This is a genomic window from Nostoc sp. UCD121 (assembly GCF_014222285.1).
In the GTDB taxonomy this organism is placed as follows: domain Bacteria; phylum Cyanobacteriota; class Cyanobacteriia; order Cyanobacteriales; family Nostocaceae; genus Nostoc.
This window is the reverse complement of sequence record NZ_JACKZS010000180.1, coordinates 1-15,877: the sequence shown is the minus strand read 5'-3', so window position 1 is coordinate 15,877 and position 15,877 is coordinate 1. Positions and strand designations below refer to the sequence as shown.

15 protein-coding genes are annotated in these 15,877 nt (G+C 40.7%); 4 read left to right on the top strand and 11 right to left on the bottom strand.

The genetic code is table 11. The features are described 5' to 3' along the window. Positions 1–178: 178 nt before the first annotated feature. From GNF10_RS27830 to prfC, 4 genes are all read right to left on the bottom strand, one after another. A complete protein-coding gene (locus tag GNF10_RS27830; RefSeq protein WP_311774222.1) occupies positions 179–700 on the bottom strand; it encodes an acyltransferase in 522 nt (173 codons plus the stop codon). 156 nt (positions 701–856) lie between these two features. Further along, positions 857–1,483, bottom strand: coding sequence for an IS630 family transposase (locus tag GNF10_RS27825; protein ID WP_185585542.1), 627 nt, complete (start codon positions 1,481–1,483; stop codon positions 857–859). Further along, entirely contained in the window at positions 1,459–1,815 is a 357-nt protein-coding gene (locus GNF10_RS27820) for an IS630 transposase-related protein (RefSeq protein WP_185585536.1), read from the bottom strand. The genes GNF10_RS27825 and GNF10_RS27820 overlap by 25 nt, the downstream gene beginning before the upstream one ends. A 191-nt stretch (positions 1,816–2,006) precedes the next feature. Beyond that, complete coding sequence (prfC, locus tag GNF10_RS27815; protein WP_185585537.1) at positions 2,007–3,623, bottom strand: peptide chain release factor 3; 1,617 nt, start codon at positions 3,621–3,623, stop codon at positions 2,007–2,009. Between the two features lie 288 nt (positions 3,624–3,911). Between prfC and GNF10_RS27810 the strand changes: the two genes are divergently transcribed. The 3 genes from GNF10_RS27810 to GNF10_RS27800 all read left to right on the top strand — a co-directional run bounded on the left by GNF10_RS27810 (position 3,912) and on the right by GNF10_RS27800 (position 7,342). Then, positions 3,912–4,067 carry a hypothetical protein gene (locus tag GNF10_RS27810; protein ID WP_185585538.1) on the top strand — a complete coding sequence of 52 codons (156 nt, stop codon included), beginning with the start codon at positions 3,912–3,914 and terminating at the stop codon, positions 4,065–4,067. Then, entirely contained in the window at positions 4,064–4,573 is a 510-nt protein-coding gene (locus tag GNF10_RS27805) for a DUF6653 family protein (RefSeq protein ID WP_185585539.1), read from the top strand. Before GNF10_RS27810 ends, GNF10_RS27805 begins: the two co-directional genes overlap by 4 nt. A 180-nt stretch (positions 4,574–4,753) precedes the next feature. Continuing rightward, on the top strand, positions 4,754–7,342 hold the full coding sequence (locus GNF10_RS27800; protein WP_185585543.1) for a chloride channel protein: 2,589 nt from the start codon (positions 4,754–4,756) through the stop codon (positions 7,340–7,342). A gap of 114 nt (positions 7,343–7,456) precedes the next feature. Here GNF10_RS27800 and GNF10_RS27795 read toward each other — a convergent pair whose 3' ends face one another. The 3 genes from GNF10_RS27795 to GNF10_RS27785 form a co-directional block, all read right to left on the bottom strand. After that, positions 7,457–8,884, bottom strand: coding sequence for a cell wall metabolism sensor histidine kinase WalK (locus tag GNF10_RS27795; RefSeq protein WP_185585540.1), 1,428 nt, complete (start codon positions 8,882–8,884; stop codon positions 7,457–7,459). Beyond that, positions 8,881–9,258, bottom strand: a complete 378-nt coding sequence (locus GNF10_RS27790) for a response regulator transcription factor (protein WP_152591568.1) — start codon at positions 9,256–9,258, stop codon at positions 8,881–8,883. The genes GNF10_RS27795 and GNF10_RS27790 overlap by 4 nt, the downstream gene beginning before the upstream one ends. 131 nt (positions 9,259–9,389) lie before the next feature. Beyond that, positions 9,390–10,790 carry an ATP-binding protein gene (locus tag GNF10_RS27785; protein WP_185582048.1) on the bottom strand — a complete coding sequence of 467 codons (1,401 nt, stop codon included), beginning with the start codon at positions 10,788–10,790 and terminating at the stop codon, positions 9,390–9,392. 323 nt (positions 10,791–11,113) lie between these two features. Between GNF10_RS27785 and GNF10_RS27780 the strand changes: the two genes are divergently transcribed. Next, on the top strand, positions 11,114–13,039 hold the full coding sequence (locus GNF10_RS27780; protein ID WP_185581950.1) for a transglycosylase domain-containing protein: 1,926 nt from the start codon (positions 11,114–11,116) through the stop codon (positions 13,037–13,039). 357 nt (positions 13,040–13,396) lie between these two features. On the opposite strand, the gene GNF10_RS27775 is transcribed toward GNF10_RS27780, so the two are convergent. The 4 genes from GNF10_RS27775 to GNF10_RS27760 all read right to left on the bottom strand — a co-directional run bounded on the left by GNF10_RS27775 (position 13,397) and on the right by GNF10_RS27760 (position 15,728). Further along, positions 13,397–13,711: a hypothetical protein gene (locus GNF10_RS27775; protein WP_185581951.1), complete on the bottom strand. Its 315-nt coding sequence runs from the start codon at positions 13,709–13,711 to the stop codon at positions 13,397–13,399. Between the two features lie 19 nt (positions 13,712–13,730). After that, positions 13,731–14,168, bottom strand: coding sequence for an Rrf2 family transcriptional regulator (locus tag GNF10_RS27770; RefSeq protein WP_185581952.1), 438 nt, complete (start codon positions 14,166–14,168; stop codon positions 13,731–13,733). A 332-nt stretch (positions 14,169–14,500) separates the two neighbouring features. Further along, positions 14,501–14,890, bottom strand: coding sequence for a DUF1634 domain-containing protein (locus GNF10_RS27765; RefSeq protein WP_185581953.1), 390 nt, complete (start codon positions 14,888–14,890; stop codon positions 14,501–14,503). Between the two features lies 1 nt (position 14,891). Beyond that, the gene (locus GNF10_RS27760; protein ID WP_185581954.1) at positions 14,892–15,728 is read right to left on the bottom strand and encodes a sulfite exporter TauE/SafE family protein; all 837 of its coding nucleotides are present in this window, start codon (positions 15,726–15,728) and stop codon (positions 14,892–14,894) included. Between the last annotated feature and the right edge of the window lie 149 nt (positions 15,729–15,877).

Genomic DNA, 15,877 nt, shown 5'->3' with positions numbered 1-15,877 from the left:
AGGGAGAAGTCGGATTTTCTTGGCTCTGTTCAATATAACAGAATGTAACAATACTATCTTTGGCAACTTGGTATTATCTGTTTAATTCTCTACTCACGTGAACCTTATGGGAGTTTGGAAACCCTGTCTATGAAAGAACGGGGTTGCTGACATTCAAGATGTCTTTTGATCGATATTCTCATATGCAATCATTATGCATATCTGTAATTGGGTGGCGTTGCTTAATAATTTTAGCTGGAACTCCCACTGCAACGGAATAAGGGGGAATATCTTTTGTGACTACTGAACCTGCACCAATTACGCAACCTTTTCCAATCGTCACCCCATCTACAACCGTCACTCCATGTCCTAGCCAACAATCATCGCCAATTATGATTCCCTTGCGAGTGACACCTTGAGCAGCAATATCTATCATCGGGTCAGTATATTGATGGCTATTAGCAAAGATACCTGAATGTGCAGCAATTAAACAGGATTTTCCAATCCGGATATTTCCAGGCCCAGAAATACAAACGTAAGGACCAATAAATGTGTTTTTATCAACAAAAACATGGGTATTATCTAAAGCACGAATATCTACACCATATTGAACTTGCACATTTTCTGCGAAAACAACTCGATTATTTTTTCCGAGCGCATTGATGTGAGCATCTTTAAATATCCGCACTCCCTGACCAAGCTCAATTGCCGATGTTCCCATAAAATCAATGTTATGCTGAATGTCGCTGTTTTTCCCGATTTTTCCAAAAATTGCTCTATAAAATAGAACCCTGGAACGCGAACCAATTAAGCGGGTAGGGATTCCAGCAAGAAGATTTATTACAGCAGTTTGCGATCAAAAAAACCACAAAAATAGCTATCGAATAGGCTCAAAAAATAGACCACAATGATTAAACCAATTTAAAGCGTTTTCATCAGTAATAGCATTAACAGCGATAGTAACTGCTTGATGAAGAGCATCGGATGTGCGAGCTTGAGCAGAACGAAGAATTTCTTTTAACTTTGACCAACATAACTCAATGGGCGATAAATCAGGAGAGTATGGAGGTAAAAATTTAGTTTTTGCTCCAACAGATTCTATCAAATATTTTGCAGTATTAGCATAATGTACAGGTAAATTATCCATAACGACAATTGCTCCCATCCACAACTGAGGTAGTAATATTTGCTCGATAAAAACTAAAAAACTAGCCGTATTCAAACTACCGGGAAAAGTCATGGTGGCAATTAAGCCCTCATCACTCATAGCTCCAATTACAGTGATATTTTTGCCTTTATTACCAGGTCGCTCATCATAGACTCTTCCACCACCAACACTTCTGCCATAGTGTCTTGTCATAGCTAGATTTATACCTGTTTCATCAATGAATATCAGGTTTTTGATATCTATAGTATCTAACCAACGCCGAAATTTATAGCGCAATTCTTTTACTCGTTCTGTACCTTGCTCAGTTGCAACTAAAGTTTTTTTTTGCGCTTTAATTTTAAGCGGTTAAGAGTCCGGGACAAGCTTGATATACTTACTTCTATTTCTGTGCGCTCTTTTATTGCTGCTTGAATTTCTCGCAAATATATATCACTTTTTTCTGTCACCATTATCTTTAATAATTCTTTCTCTTTACCTTTGAGCTTTGAGCGGCGATCTCCTCCTTGTGGTCTGGCAGTTATCTCCCCCGTCTCTCGATACCGACGCAAAAAGTCACGGATGAACGATAAACTGACTTTAAATCGTTTTGCTAATTCTCTCTGCGTGCCTTCTTTATTTTCCCACGCACTTAATATCTTCTTTCGTAAGTCGATTGAATATGCTGCCATTTCTTAATAATCTTCTTTTTTACATCTTTAAAGTTTACTATTTTGTAGTGGGATTGATCTCAAATTGCTGTAAAATCAATTCTTTTAGACGATGAAATTTTTGATTATTCGATGCGCGATCCATAACTTTCTATTAATAGTCTAAAACTATTAGGCAATGAATTCTAATTACGTTTAATAAACCCTCTTTCTCACAGTGTAGGTGGTAAAGCAATTGGACTTAACTCCAACTCTGGATGTTCTCCCATAATTTGATCTAAGTTCCACTGATTTTTAAACAACAATACCGGACGCTCCCAACGGTCTTTGACCACAAAGGTGTTGAACAAACGACCTACTTGTTCCAGCCCAGCCCAGCCGACCGTTACCCATCGTGCTACTGAATAAGGTAGAGTCTCTAGGTAAGTCTCCACTCCATACTCATTAACGAGACGAAACTGCACCACTTCAAACTGAAGTTGACCAACGGCAGCTAAAATTGGGTTACGTTTGCTCTCATCGGTGGAGTGTAAAATCTGCACTGCTCCCTCTTCTTGGAGTTCTGTCACTCCTTTGTTGAAATTCTTATATTTGGTGGGATCAGCATTCTTCAGGTAAGCAAATAGCTCTGGAGAAAAAGAAGGAATACTGGGATACACCAGCTTTTCACCTATGTATACAGTATCTCCGATCGCAAATGTCCCCGGATTATTTAACCCCACTACATCCCCTGCATAAGCAACTTCAACGGTATCTCGTTCTTGAGCAAACAACTTCTGGGGATGCGATAAGCGGATTGCTTTACCTGTACGGGCATGATTCACCACCATATCTTTCTCAAATTTACCAGAACAGACCCTCAAAAAAGCAATGCGATCGCGGTGTTTCGGGTCCATATTAGCTTGCAACTTGAACACAAACCCAGAAAACTCTGGATAGGTTGGGGCAATTTGACCCTTATTACTTTCGTGGGGAGTCGGCTTGAGTCCATATTCTAAAAATGACTCTAGAAACAACTCAACACCAAAATTGTTCATGGCACTACCAAAAAACACCGGGGTCATTTTACCTTGATGCACCGCTTCTAAGTCGAAGGTTGAACCTACCCCATCGAGAATTTCTAGGTCTTCTTTAAGTTGGTAGTATAACTCTGGTTCTAGCAAAGACTCAATTCTCGGATCGCCCAAGGAGATAGTAGTATCTGCGGCTTTTTTGCTACCGTGAGCAGCCGTTTTTTGAAATAGATGAATTTGCTGATGGCGACGATCAAAAACGCCTCGGAATTGGTCGCCTGTACCAATAGGCCAATTGATGACATAAGTTGAAAGTCCTAACTCTTGCTCAATTTCATCAATTAGTTCTAAAGGCGACATACTGGGACGATCAAGCTTGTTAATAAATGTGAAAATAGGCAGAGAACGCAATCGGCAAACTTCAAATAGCTTGCGGGTTTGGGTTTCCAACCCTTTTGCAGCATCGATAAGCATCACTGCGTTGTCCGCAGCTGCTAGAGTTCGGTAAGTATCTTCACTGAAGTCTTGGTGTCCTGGTGTATCCAGCAAATTGAGTAAAAACCCTTGATACTCGAATTGTAAGACTGTTGAGGTAATGGAAATTCCCCGTTGTTGTTCCATTGCCATCCAGTCTGAGGTAGCGTGGCGTTGGGAACGACGAGCTTTTACGGAACCTGCTTGCTGAATTGCTCCCCCGTAGAGTAACAACTTTTCAGTAAGTGTAGTTTTACCTGCGTCTGGGTGAGAGATGATGGCAAAGTTACGCCGACGATTTATTTCTTGCGGGGCAATCGCATCCCGTAATTCTGTTTGCATAAGTCTAAAATCTTGATAATTGCTCTACTGGTCAACTTTGACTATCAAAGTTGTGAACTCTTGGATGTAGCGAGAGTCTGTCTAGCAAGGACGAAACTGCATTACCATGCCAGACACCCATGTTAATAGAGCAATACTAGGGTGGGCACTGATTGCCAATTCTCAGGTCAGAGGAGTGAATTTTTTTCAGGCTACAGTTGCTCACGGCTCAAAGATAAAAACTTATTACAAGGTCTTTTTGTCATTATATAACTGAAGTTACTATTTACAAAAAATTCCGCTACTTCTGTGCAACTTATTGTTGCAGATGAGCCAGATTTAGGCACAGTAGTTAAAAGCGATGGTGCGGAGCGCCCACCGTGCCCACATAGCGATCGCAAAAGTTTTCAGTCTACTGAAGTTGCGTTTTTAACAATCAACAGCCTTGAGGAAATATTGCAATGACTTTTGAAAGAAAGGTAGCAGCAATCTTTAATATGAGCGAAACCACTTGGGAACGTCATGCCAATCCCTGGAGTGGGTGGACACGTATCATTACTGGACTACCACTTCTGATCCTGGCTTTTTGGAGTCGAATTTGGCTTGGTTGGTGGGCGCTGATTCCTATTGTTATCGTAGTTTTTTGGATATGGTTAAACCCACGCATCTTTTCCAAGCCAAGCTCAACCAACAATTGGATTTCAAAGTCGGTTCTAGGTGAACGAGTTTGGTTGAACCGTGACAAAATTTCAGTACCTCAGCATCATTGTCGTGTACCTAACATTCTGTCTGCTATTTCTGCTTTAGGTGGAGTTTTTGTGATTTGGGGCTTGGTTGCTCTCAGTATCTGGATTACACTGCTCGGAAGCATCCTACACTACTTTGGCAAACTATGGTATCTGGATCGCATGGTTTGGCTTTATGAAGATATGAAAGAGACAAACGCAGATTATCAGAGTTGGCTGTATTAAAAAGGGAATTTTATGTATAATTTATTATACATAATGTACTGTTGCTGCACATATCTAGCTTTAGGAATAGAAAAATTTCATTCTGATTTCATTTTTTTACGAAAAGCTATGAATAGGGTGAATGGTAAGACATTTCAGACATTTATATACCTTCATTGATGACAAGTGATTGCTAAAAATATGTTAGCCAGAGGTAAAATTCTCTGGTTGAGGCTTTCCCGTCAGTTGGTTCAACCCAGGCGCTTGGCTTTCGTGGAAGCTTGCCTGATTGGTCTAGTTTCTGGGTTAGCGGCAGTTCTGTTAGGACAGGCAGTGGATTGGGCTGGTGCATTGCGAGTACGTGTTTCTTACCATTGGCCTGCCTACTTAGTACTACCAGCTATTGGACTAATAGGGGGACTTTTAGCTGGTTGGCTAGTAGAGCGCTTCGCACCGGAAGCATCAGGTAGTGGGATGTCGGAAGTGAAAGCGGTATTGGCTCGCGTGCCGATGCCGTTAAATCTGCGGATTGCTTTGGTGAAGTTGATCAGCGCTACATTAGTGTTGGGTTCTGGAATGCCTTTAGGACGGGAAGGGCCAACTGTCCAAATTGGGGCAGCTTTGGCAAATCAACTGAGTAACTGGGTACCGACTTCCCCAGAGCATCGTCGCCAACTGATCGCCGCCGGAGCCGGGGCGGGATTAGCTGCGGCTTTTAATGCACCGATCGCAGGTGTACTCTTTGTAGTGGAAGAATTACTCCAAGATGTGTCAGGTATCACTCTTGGTACTGCGATTTTGGCTTCTTTCATCGCTTCAGTCATTTCCCGGCTCTATGGTAGCCACAACCTGGATCTGAATCATCTAAATTTAGGTCTTCCCGATACAACTTTCTTCGCTCAGGAAATCCCTTTCTACTTGATTTTGGGAGTACTGGCGGGACTTATAGGCATTCTATTTAATAAAGGTATTCTTGAGAGTCTAGCAATTAACCGCCGCCTACACGTGAGTTTACCCTGGCGAATTGGAATCGCTGGGTTAGTAAGTGGTATGGCGATCGCTTTATTACCTGCTGCCTTTCGCGATCATGCTGGGCTGAGAGAAATTTTGCTTGTGGGTAGTGCTAATTGGTCATTTGCAGCGATCGCTCTTTTAGTTCAGTTTACCCTAATTATTTTTACCTACGGCTCTGGAGCGCCAGGGGGTTTACTAGTGCCTACCTTGGTTTTGGGAGCTGCCCTTGGTTACTTAGTGGGTGCTGTTGAACACAGTTTACTGGGAATGAGTGCTGCAACAGTCTATGCTCATGTCGGCATGGCTGCCTTTTTTAGCGCCGTCTCTAAAGTACCAATTACAGCAGTCGTCATTGTGTTTGAGATGACAACTGATTTCAATCTGGTGCTACCGCTAATGATTGCATCTGTGGTTGCCTATTTAGTAGCAGAAAAAATTGATCATCGATCGCTCTACGATCTTTTACTGGAGTGGAAAGGAATTCACATCACCAAGGAGCCTAGCACAGAGGGACTTCTAGCACAACTCAGTGCTGTAGATGTGATGCAACGGCGTGTGGAAACTCTCTCTAGCCAAATGAGTACTAATGAAGCAGTACAAGCATTTTCCCACTCTCACCATCGCAACTTTCCAGTTTTAGAGAATGGTAAAGTTGTTGGCATTGTCACTCAGAAAGATTTAGTTAATATTGCTTCAGAACAATTAGGCAAAGATACAACTATTAGCGAGATTATGACACCAGAGCCAGTGACAATAACTCCCACAGCTACACTAGCTCATGTACTGCATATACTCAATCGTTATCATCTCAGTTGCTTACCCGTTACAGAAAATCGGAAGCTCATAGGAATTATTACTCGTAGTGATATTATTCGTGTAGAAGCAGAGCGACTCAGTGGTAATAGCCAAGAAATAGAACGTAAATCAGCACCTTCTTATGTGGTTTACCAAACTCGCGCTCCGGCTACAGGTAAAGGACGATTGTTAGTACCACTTTCACATCCTCAGACAGCCGAAACTTTATTGGAAATGGCAGTTGCGATCGCCAAGGATCGCAATTACGAAATAGAATGCCTACAAGTGATTATCGTTCCGTCTAGCCGCATCCCATCGGAAACACCAGTGCAAATCAGCAAAAGTCTTCAACTTTTGCAACGGGCAATATTATTAGGAGAGGAGTGGCGAATTCCTGTTCATACCCAGATCCGAATTGCCCATAATGTTGCTGGGGCAATTTTGGAGACTGTCAAAGAACGACATATTGACTTGGTGCTGATGGGATGGAAAGGCAGTACATCAACTCCTGGTAGAGTTTTTAGCCGAGTGGTGGATACCATAATTAGACAGGCAGGTTGTGATGTTATCTTGGCTAAATTAGATGATAAAAGATCCTTTGACCGTTGGTTGTTGCCAATGGCAGGCGGCCCCAACTCCAGCCAAGCAATTAAGTTATTACCTGCTCTGGCTTCTTTAAGTACATCGCCCCAAATCAAGCTCTGTCAGGTTTTCCAGCCGACTAACTCGATTCCTGACACAACATTATTAGATAAATCTGTTCACTTTCTGCAACGCCGAGTTAGTGGTAAAGTAATGGCTACTCCCGTTAGTGCCAATTCTGTTTCTGATGCTGTCCTCAAGTGTGCAGAACTTGACAACAGTGATGTGATTGTTTTGGGAGCTAGTCGTGAAAGTCTACTGCAACAAGCGATTCAAGGAAATATTGCCGAGAATATTTCTCGCAAGAGTAATTGTACAGTTATCATGGTCAAAACTTAATTACTTAGGCGCAACCCTACCCATAGAGTATTACAAATGACAAATGACAAATGACAAATGACAAATGACAAATGACAAATGACAAATTACGTTAGCGAAGCGGGGCGTAGCCCATTACGAATTACGAATTATCGGCAAGTATATAGTAAAAGTTGCCCCTTGATTTGGTGCGCTGCTGGCGATAATACTACCTTGATGGGCTTCAATAATCCGCTTAGAAATTGCTAACCCCAGACCATTGCCACTACCTTTGCGTGCGGGGTCTGTTGTATAAAATTGCTCAAAAATTCTGGGTAAATCACCCTCTCTTATCCCTTTTCCCTGGTCTTGAATTTGAATAATAGCTTGTTTGCCTTGGCTGTATCCAGAAATAGATACTTGAGAATTGGCTGGTGAGTGCTTAATCGCATTATCCAACAAATTGAGAATCGCTTGTAATAGCCGCTCTGGATCGCCCTGAATTATTAGGTTTCCGACGTTAACCTGTGTAGAAATTCCCAAAGATAGCATTCGCGGTTCTAGTGCATTGACAGCACGGTTAATTAATCCATGCAGCGAGATGGGTTGCTTTTCTAATTCAAAAACTCCTGCTTCCAAACGTCCTAAATCCAGCAAGTCATGAATCAATCGTGATAAACGCTTGGTTTCGTTTTCGATAGTTTGGAAAAAGCGATCGCGTAATTCTGGTTCTTCAGATGCTCCTGCTTTGAGTGCGTCTACTGTCACCTGAACGTTACTTATAGGGGTACGCAATTCGTGGGAGACATTGGCTAAAAACACCCGTCGCTCTTTGTCTAAGGAAGCTAACCGCTCACTCATCCGGTTGAGTTCTGCTGCCAATTGATCCAACTCATTGTTCTCATGGATCGTCAGCTTATCGCCAAAATGACCGCCACCCAAGCGAATGGCAAAGTTCCGCATAATCTCAATTGGTTTTGAGAGGCTGCGAGCAAAGCGACTGCTAATTAATGTACACAGTAGAATCGTTACAGCTAGGGTTCCCAAAATACTCCAAATTACCCTAGCAAACTGTCGCTGAAGCTGCTCCAAAGTCATAGACATTCGGATTACGCCCAACAATTGACCGTTACGCTCAATAGGTCTGGTAATGTAGAGGCGATCGCTGTTTGATAAAACGCCTTTGGCAACACCTTGCTTTACACGGTTTTGTAAAGCTTCCCGTATTCCCGGAACTTGATACCAATCTTTAACCTGGCTGTCTAACTTGGGGTCAGAAGTGGCTAATAGACTGCCTTGTTGACTAAAAACACGTAGCGTTACAGTTTGTGGTGCGCCATACCGTTTCACCAGTAAATTTACTTGTTTAATATCTTTTTCTTCTAGTGCATCTGCAACACTTTCACTTAACGCACTCGTCCAGTTATCCAAATCTACTTGTCGCGATCGCATAAAATAATCATGGAACGACCACAGGATATAACCTGCCATCAACGACGTTCCAAAAGCTGTTAGCATCAGGTATGTGCCTAAAAGCTTGGCATAAATTGTATTTAATTTAATCCCAGGTATCCAGCCTCTCATGAAGGCTGCTCCCCAGAACGACGACGCAATACTGCTTTGATGCGTGCTAGTAGTTCGCGGGTGTTAAAAGGTTTAGTAATATAATCATCTGCACCTGCTTCTAAACCCCAAATTTTATCAATATCCTCATCTTTAGCTGTGAGCATCACAATAGGTACATTGGAAAATGCCCGAATCCGCCAGCAAACTTCCATACCGTCAACTTCTGGTAACATTAAGTCAAGCAAAATTACATCTGGTACTTGCTTGTGAAACTGTTTGATTGCACTATGTCCATCGGCGGCTGTAGTCACCGTGTAACCTTCTTTTTGTAGTGTATAGGTGAGACTGTCGCAAAGAGCCGCTTCATCATCTACAAGTAATACGTGTGGCATAGTTCATTCTAAATTAACGTTAGTTTTTTCTAATTATATTTTGTATCAATAGATGTATTTGTGACATCTTTCTCTCGAAAGTAATTTTTTAAATAGTAAGGATGAAAACCTTATAACCCAAAGATTTAAGTTTAATCATAACTGCTTAATTTGCTCTTGACTATTACTGTTTTTTGTTGGGGAAATTTTATCGTAAAACTTGTTCCGCCTCCTACTTCGCTATCTACATAAATTTCTCCATGATGTATTTCTAAACACTTTTTAACCACAGCAAGTCCTAGTCCACTGCCAACAATCTTGCCTACATTATTAGCACGATGAAAAGGCTCAAATAAATGCTCTTTGAATTCGCCAGGAATTCCTATCCCATTATCTTTAACTTGGAAAAATATTGCGGATGATTCACAACTAAGAATTAAGAAAATACTTCCCTCTGGAGGTGAATATTTAATGGCATTTGAGAGTAAGTTGCTCAAAACCGAATAAAGTATATTTTCGTCTAATTTTGCATGGGTACAGTTACCTTGGCTGATAAATTTAATAGTATGCTGTTGTTGATGAGAAAATTGGAGGTCTTCTATCAAATTAATGCAAAATGCTTCCAAATCTATCAGTTCTGGATGAAATTCTAATTTCCCAGCTTCTGCCCTAGTCAAAGTTAAAATATCGGTTAGTAACTGGTTCATTGACCTAGCTGAAGATTGAATGCGATACAGATTTTTAAGTTTCTTCTCTTCCGTCCACTGCTGATTACTTTGAGCCAATAGTTGAGCCGACCCCAATATAATACTCAATGGTGTGCGAAATTCATGGGATACCATTGAAAAAAATCGTAACTTCAATTCGCTAAGTTCTTTTTCTTGAGCTAAAGTCTGTTGAATAGCTTCTGCTTCTTGGCGCTTTACTAATTGCTGATAAAGCAACGCATAAACGCCTAATAAAATAGCAAAACTCAAGAAAGTACTGAGGAATTCAATCAACATCCGGTTGCGAATATTATCTTGGGAATGTCTGACCGAGATTTGTAGTAACTGTTCCTCCCTAGCTTGCATTTTGGTAAGCGTTTCGCGGATTTGATTACGGTTTTGGTTGCTTTGAGTAACTAGAGGTGCTTGAATAGCAAAGCTCGATTTACCTGCGTCTTTGAGGTTAATCGACTGTTTAGATAATTGTACTCTTTGAGCAATGAGGAATTTTAGCTTCGTTATTTGCTGCTGTTGATAAGAGTCATCAGCAAGTTGTTGCTGCAATTTTTTAACTTTGGCATCCAGGCTTTGCATTGCCTGATAGTAACGTTTGAGTTCTGATTGCTCTCTATAAAGAATATAACCCCTGCGTCCGGCTTCTGCATCGGTTAGTGTAGCGAAGATGTCAATAACATTTTTCATTACCTCATGTGTGTCCTTGACTTGATTGCTACTTTCAATTAACTGAGTAGCATTTTGGTAAGAAATCAGACTAGCTGTACCCATTAATAATAAGCTCAAGCCAAAGCCAGAGGCAATCCATTTCCTTTCCAGCGACCATTTCATAGAAAAAATTAATTAATCATTAATGGTTCAGAGTCCATATCTTATCCAAGACCTTACATCAAAGTAAAGATTTTTCTAAATATTAAGCTTAGTTCATAATTATTTTTCTTACTAACCGATTTCTACCCGATTTTTGCCTTTAATCTCCACAACCAGTTGTTAAAATACTGTTTAAAATCGGCTCCTTGTGCATTATGCATCACACTAAATTTTCTTCAAATAAATTTAACTGTTTATTTGGAGGATTTTTATTTTTATGTATCTTATTTATATTTATATATATAGATAAAACCGGATTTAATAAGTAAGGAAATTAAATTGCCGTGTCTTCTTTTAAAACTTTTGAAGATAAACAATCACAAGTTCAGACTTTACCTAGTTTTGAATTTTTGAAAAAAGTCGGTCAGGTAACTGGTGGCACACTCCTATCAATTACTATGCTATCGAGTTCTGTGCTAGCTGGAGGACTAGTAGGTTTAGCTATTAGTTTCCGTAATCTGCCAGATGTTAGACAACTACGAAACTTTATACCCTCAGAAACAACTTATATCTATGATATTAAAGGCAAGCTTTTAACACGTATACACGGGGAAGCTAATCGCCAAGTAGTGCCTTTAGATCAAATTTCCCCAAATTTGAAACGAGCTGTATTAGCTAGTGAAGATAGTCGCTTTTATGAGCATCATGGTATTAATCCTGGTGGTATTGGACGTGCTGCATTAGTCAATTTGGCATCTGGGGAAGTGCGAGAGGGTGGTTCTACAATCACCATGCAGTTGGTAAAAAATATTTTCTTATCTCAGAAACGTGCTTTTACCCGAAAAATAGTAGAAGCGGTATTAGCAATTCGGTTAGAGCAAGTTCTCAGTAAAGATGAAATATTAGAGATGTACCTCAATCAAGTTTACTGGGGTCACAATAACTATGGTGTTCAAACAGCAGCACGCACTTACTTTAAAAAATCAGCACAAACTTTGACTTTGGGCGAATCAGCAATGATGGCGGGTTTAATTCAAGCTCCAGAAGAATTTAGCCCGTTTGTCAGCATGAAGCTGGCAAAACAAAAACAAAAAGAAGTATTGGGGCGAATGTTGGAACTCAATTGGATTAGCCAACAAGAGTATAATGATGCACTCAAACAAAAAATTAAACTTGGAGAAATTAGGTCATTTCAAGGTAGCGCTTTGCCTTATGTTACTAATACCGTAGCTCAGGAATTAATTAAAAAGTTTGGGCGTGAAACATTGCTCAAAGGAGGAATGCAGGTACAAACCACAGTAGATACTAGCTTCCAAATGATGGCAGAAAAAACTATTAAGAAGTGGCATCAAAGCCTTGAACGTCAAGGATTAAATAATAATCAAATGGCTTTAGTGGCAATTGATCCTCGCACACATTTTATTAAAGCACTAGTGGGTGGTGTAGATTCAAAAACTAGCGAATTTAATCGAGCAACTCAAGCCCACCGTCAGCCAGGATCTTCTTTTAAACCCTTTGTTTACTATACTGCTTTTGCTAGTGGTAAATTTACACCACGTACAACAATTCTAGATACTCCAGTTAGTTATCGTGATGGTAATGGTTGGTATTCTCCCCGAAACTACGATAATAGTTTTATGGGAGCAATACCAGTTCGCACTGCCCTTGCCCTGTCTCGTAATATCCCCGCAATCAAGATTGGCAAAGCTGTGGGTATGAATAAAGTTATTGAAACTTGCCGTACTTTGGGAATTATGAGTCCAATGTTACCTGTGAGTTCTTTGCCACTAGGTGCAATCGGTGTGACACCGCTAGAAATAGCTAGCGCTTATGCGACTTTTGCTAATTACGGGTGGCGATCGCCTGCGACGATTATTGCCCGTGTCACTGATGGTAATGGCAATGTGTTAATAGATAATACTCCTAAACCTCAGCTAGTGCTTGACCCTTGGGCATCAGCAGCAACTTTAGACGTGATGCAAACGGTAGTTAAAGAAGGAACTGGTAGAGGTGCAGCTATCGGTCGTCCAGTTGCGGGAAAGACGGGTACAACCTCCTCAGAGAAGGACATTTGGTTTATTGGTACTGTACCGCAGTTAACGACTGCCATCTGGGTAGGGAGGGACAACAACCGACAATTATCTAACCACGCAACAGGCGGAGGTATGGTTGCTCCTATTTGGCGTGATTTTATGCGGAAGGCACTTAAGGGTGTACCAGTAGAAAACTTTAAGCCACCTTCTAATTTTCCTCGTCCAAAATCAAATTAAAAATGTTCTAAGCCGAGACGCATTTAATTTTTCCAGATGAAAACCTCACAGCAAGTCTTTCAGACTCCAAAAAGTATAATTTAGATGCGCCACATATTATATCTAGGGCGTGTCATCAATTAGGTAAACTGGAATCAGGGATTCTTAGGATAAGCCAAATGGTGCAATTTATTTAGCTGCTTCTGTTATCTGCTTAAATTGATGACACGCCCTAGTCCATCATAAGCGGCAGTTGATAGTCAACCAGTGGAAGCAGCAAGGATGATTTCCATCGATGTAGCCTATGATGCCATCAAAAAGATACATGGACGCAAAGAACATCTGAGTGTAAGCGAGGAAGTCACCCTCCTGACCCACTCAGAAGCTACTACTGTCTTGCTGCTTGAGTGCCGCATCGCAAGATTGCCAATTAAGAACTTTATACCTCATTGCTTCACTACTAGGTATTCTCAACTTTTGATAAACGCCACTCAGTTGAACACGTTCTGGTGGTTGATGGAAGGTTGCACAGCATCTTTGCACTGCCGCTTGATATTCACGCCATTGCTTACGAATGGCTATACTAGTGAGATCATTACCTAAGTCTTCAAATTTTAGTCCAGCCCGACTAAGCCAAATTTCCACGTCAGTTGTTTCACCAAAAGGTTCGGAAAAAAGATTATTGTTAAACATTGTTACAATATTTACCTTTTTATATATAGTACATAAGTTCCATTTGTTGACGTTTAGACCGTCTTTCCCAAAGGTCTTGGAGTGAATGCTTTTGGAAAACGAAGTTAGCTGCTTGACAGGCTTCTTGCCAAACCTCCTCCACTATGCCCGATTCCATAGTTTCAATAGTTGTATTGTTGGCAGGTGCATCAATCTCTACTCCCTCTATGGCAGTCAAAACATCTAAAACTGTGATTTTTCGGGGGTCACGTGCTAAGATGTAGCCGCCCTTAGCGCCACGTATGCTATTAATTAAACCTTGACATCTTAATGTTGCCAGTAGTTGTTCTAAGTAGCGATTTTGTATGCCTTTTAGCTCTGCTATTTGTTTAATTTGCATTGGATCGCCATTCTGGTAGGAATCTACCAATGCCAACATCGCTAGAAGTGAGTATTCAAATTTATTTGGTAGTCTCATCAGGCTAGATAATATACAAGCTTTTAAACTTGTAATTCTATCTAAACTCTAAAGTAATAAAGTGATACGAGCTATTTTGATTTTTTTTCAAAAAGATAAACAAGAATGATTGACAAAATAATAATTTAAAAGTATGTGTGAGTTTTCAACTTCTAACACTGTTCTAATAAACTCTTGAGGCTATTAAAGAAAGTATTGTACTAACTATTATTTTTTCCTTGCACCTTTCGCCTTCTGCTCCCTCGGCTCCAACAGCTTGTCATAAGAGAGACAGGAGTATCTATTCTTTGTACAAGAGTAACATAAGTAATACTAAGCCAATTTAGACCTATCTAAGAATATTCTCCAATGAGACTGTAAATCAGCCCAGCAAGTACAATTAGAGTCACAATTACATAGGTATAATCTTTTAGTCGAACAAAGGCTAACAGAGAAAAAACCACTCTCATAACTGGAGTAGCAATTAGTACTAGTAGTCCTAGTTGAATAATGCCTCGGTTACGACCTGATAATATTGATGTTTTTACCCCGGCTGGAGTACGACACTCTGCTGGTTCTCCCCGAAAAAACTGGTAATTAGGAACCTCAGTCCCGTGGCGAATTAAGTACAAAACTCCACCCGTTAGAACCAGAACGGTAGCAAGGATTACCCCGACTCTTAAGAGATTGCCAATAAATTGCTCAAAACGCTGCTCAAACTTAGTACGTCTGTTTAGAACCATTTTAAAGCCTCCCAGTTAGACCTTTGTAGATCATTTCCAGCGCCAGTACTAAAATCACACCACTGAAAATATTCCGCAAAAGTTGTACTCTGGCTCTGACAAGTACTCGCGCCCCCAATACAGCACCACACAGTACTCCCAACATCACTGGCATTGCTAATCCGGGGTCGATATAACCTCGGTTTAGATATATTCCCGCACTAGCAGCTGCTGTTACTCCAATCATGAAATTGCTGGTAGTTGTGGAAACTTTGAATGGAATATGCATTATTTGATCCATTGCCAGCACCTTGAGCGCTCCCGAACCAATACCTAGTAAACCGGAAAGTACACCAGCTATAAACATTAGCCCAAATCCAAAGGGAACACCACGCACGTTGTAAGATTGTTCTCCCGTAGAAGTTGGATAAGTACTATTTAGCTTCAAGCGTGTTGCCAGGGGATCTGGCGGTAAATTATCGATGTTTTCGGAGTAGGGTTTACGAGATAGGTACGCACTATAAAGTAAAACAATCCCAAACACAATAGCGATCGCTCCAGTAGAAATCTTCGCTGCCACAACCGCTCCAGCTACAGCGCCAAAGGTTGTTGCTATTTCTAGGAACATCCCTAGCCGCATATTAGTGTAACCTTCCTTTACATAAGCAGAAGCTGCTCCACTAGATGTAGCAATCACAGATACTAAGGAAGCGCCAATAGCATACTGGAGATCCACTCTACAAACTACAGATAAGAAAGGAACAATTACTACGCCACCACCCAAGCCTGTTAAAGCTCCTAAAAATCCAGCGCTCAAAGAGCCAAACCATACTAATAGCGAAAAATCCAGAGTATTCAAGGTTTATTCTCCACTATTTGGCTTTATGGGTAAAAACACCAATTAGTTTCACACTGGTTAGTTGGTTTTACTTTATATTTTTTCATTTATAAAAACAAATATTTTTTCTTATTAATTGAATAAAAGTTTTTAATCATATTATATATAGG

Coding starts and splice junctions, on each gene's coding strand:
- GNF10_RS27770 (WP_185581952.1), bottom strand. CDS start 14,168: ATGAGACTACCAAATAAATTTGAATACTCACTTCTAGCGATGTTGGCA.
- GNF10_RS27830 (WP_311774222.1), bottom strand. CDS start 700: ATGGGAACATCGGCAATTGAGCTTGGTCAGGGAGTGCGGATATTTAAA.
- GNF10_RS27765 (WP_185581953.1), bottom strand. CDS start 14,890: ATGGTTCTAAACAGACGTACTAAGTTTGAGCAGCGTTTTGAGCAATTT.
- GNF10_RS27775 (WP_185581951.1), bottom strand. CDS start 13,711: ATGTTTAACAATAATCTTTTTTCCGAACCTTTTGGTGAAACAACTGAC.
- GNF10_RS27790 (WP_152591568.1), bottom strand. CDS start 9,258: ATGCCACACGTATTACTTGTAGATGATGAAGCGGCTCTTTGCGACAGT.
- GNF10_RS27785 (WP_185582048.1), bottom strand. CDS start 10,790: ATGAAATGGTCGCTGGAAAGGAAATGGATTGCCTCTGGCTTTGGCTTG.
- GNF10_RS27820 (WP_185585536.1), bottom strand. CDS start 1,815: ATGGCAGCATATTCAATCGACTTACGAAAGAAGATATTAAGTGCGTGG.
- prfC (WP_185585537.1), bottom strand. CDS start 3,623: ATGCAAACAGAATTACGGGATGCGATTGCCCCGCAAGAAATAAATCGT.
- GNF10_RS27805 (WP_185585539.1), top strand. CDS start 4,064: ATGACTTTTGAAAGAAAGGTAGCAGCAATCTTTAATATGAGCGAAACC.
- GNF10_RS27795 (WP_185585540.1), bottom strand. CDS start 8,884: ATGAGAGGCTGGATACCTGGGATTAAATTAAATACAATTTATGCCAAG.
- GNF10_RS27800 (WP_185585543.1), top strand. CDS start 4,754: ATGTTAGCCAGAGGTAAAATTCTCTGGTTGAGGCTTTCCCGTCAGTTG.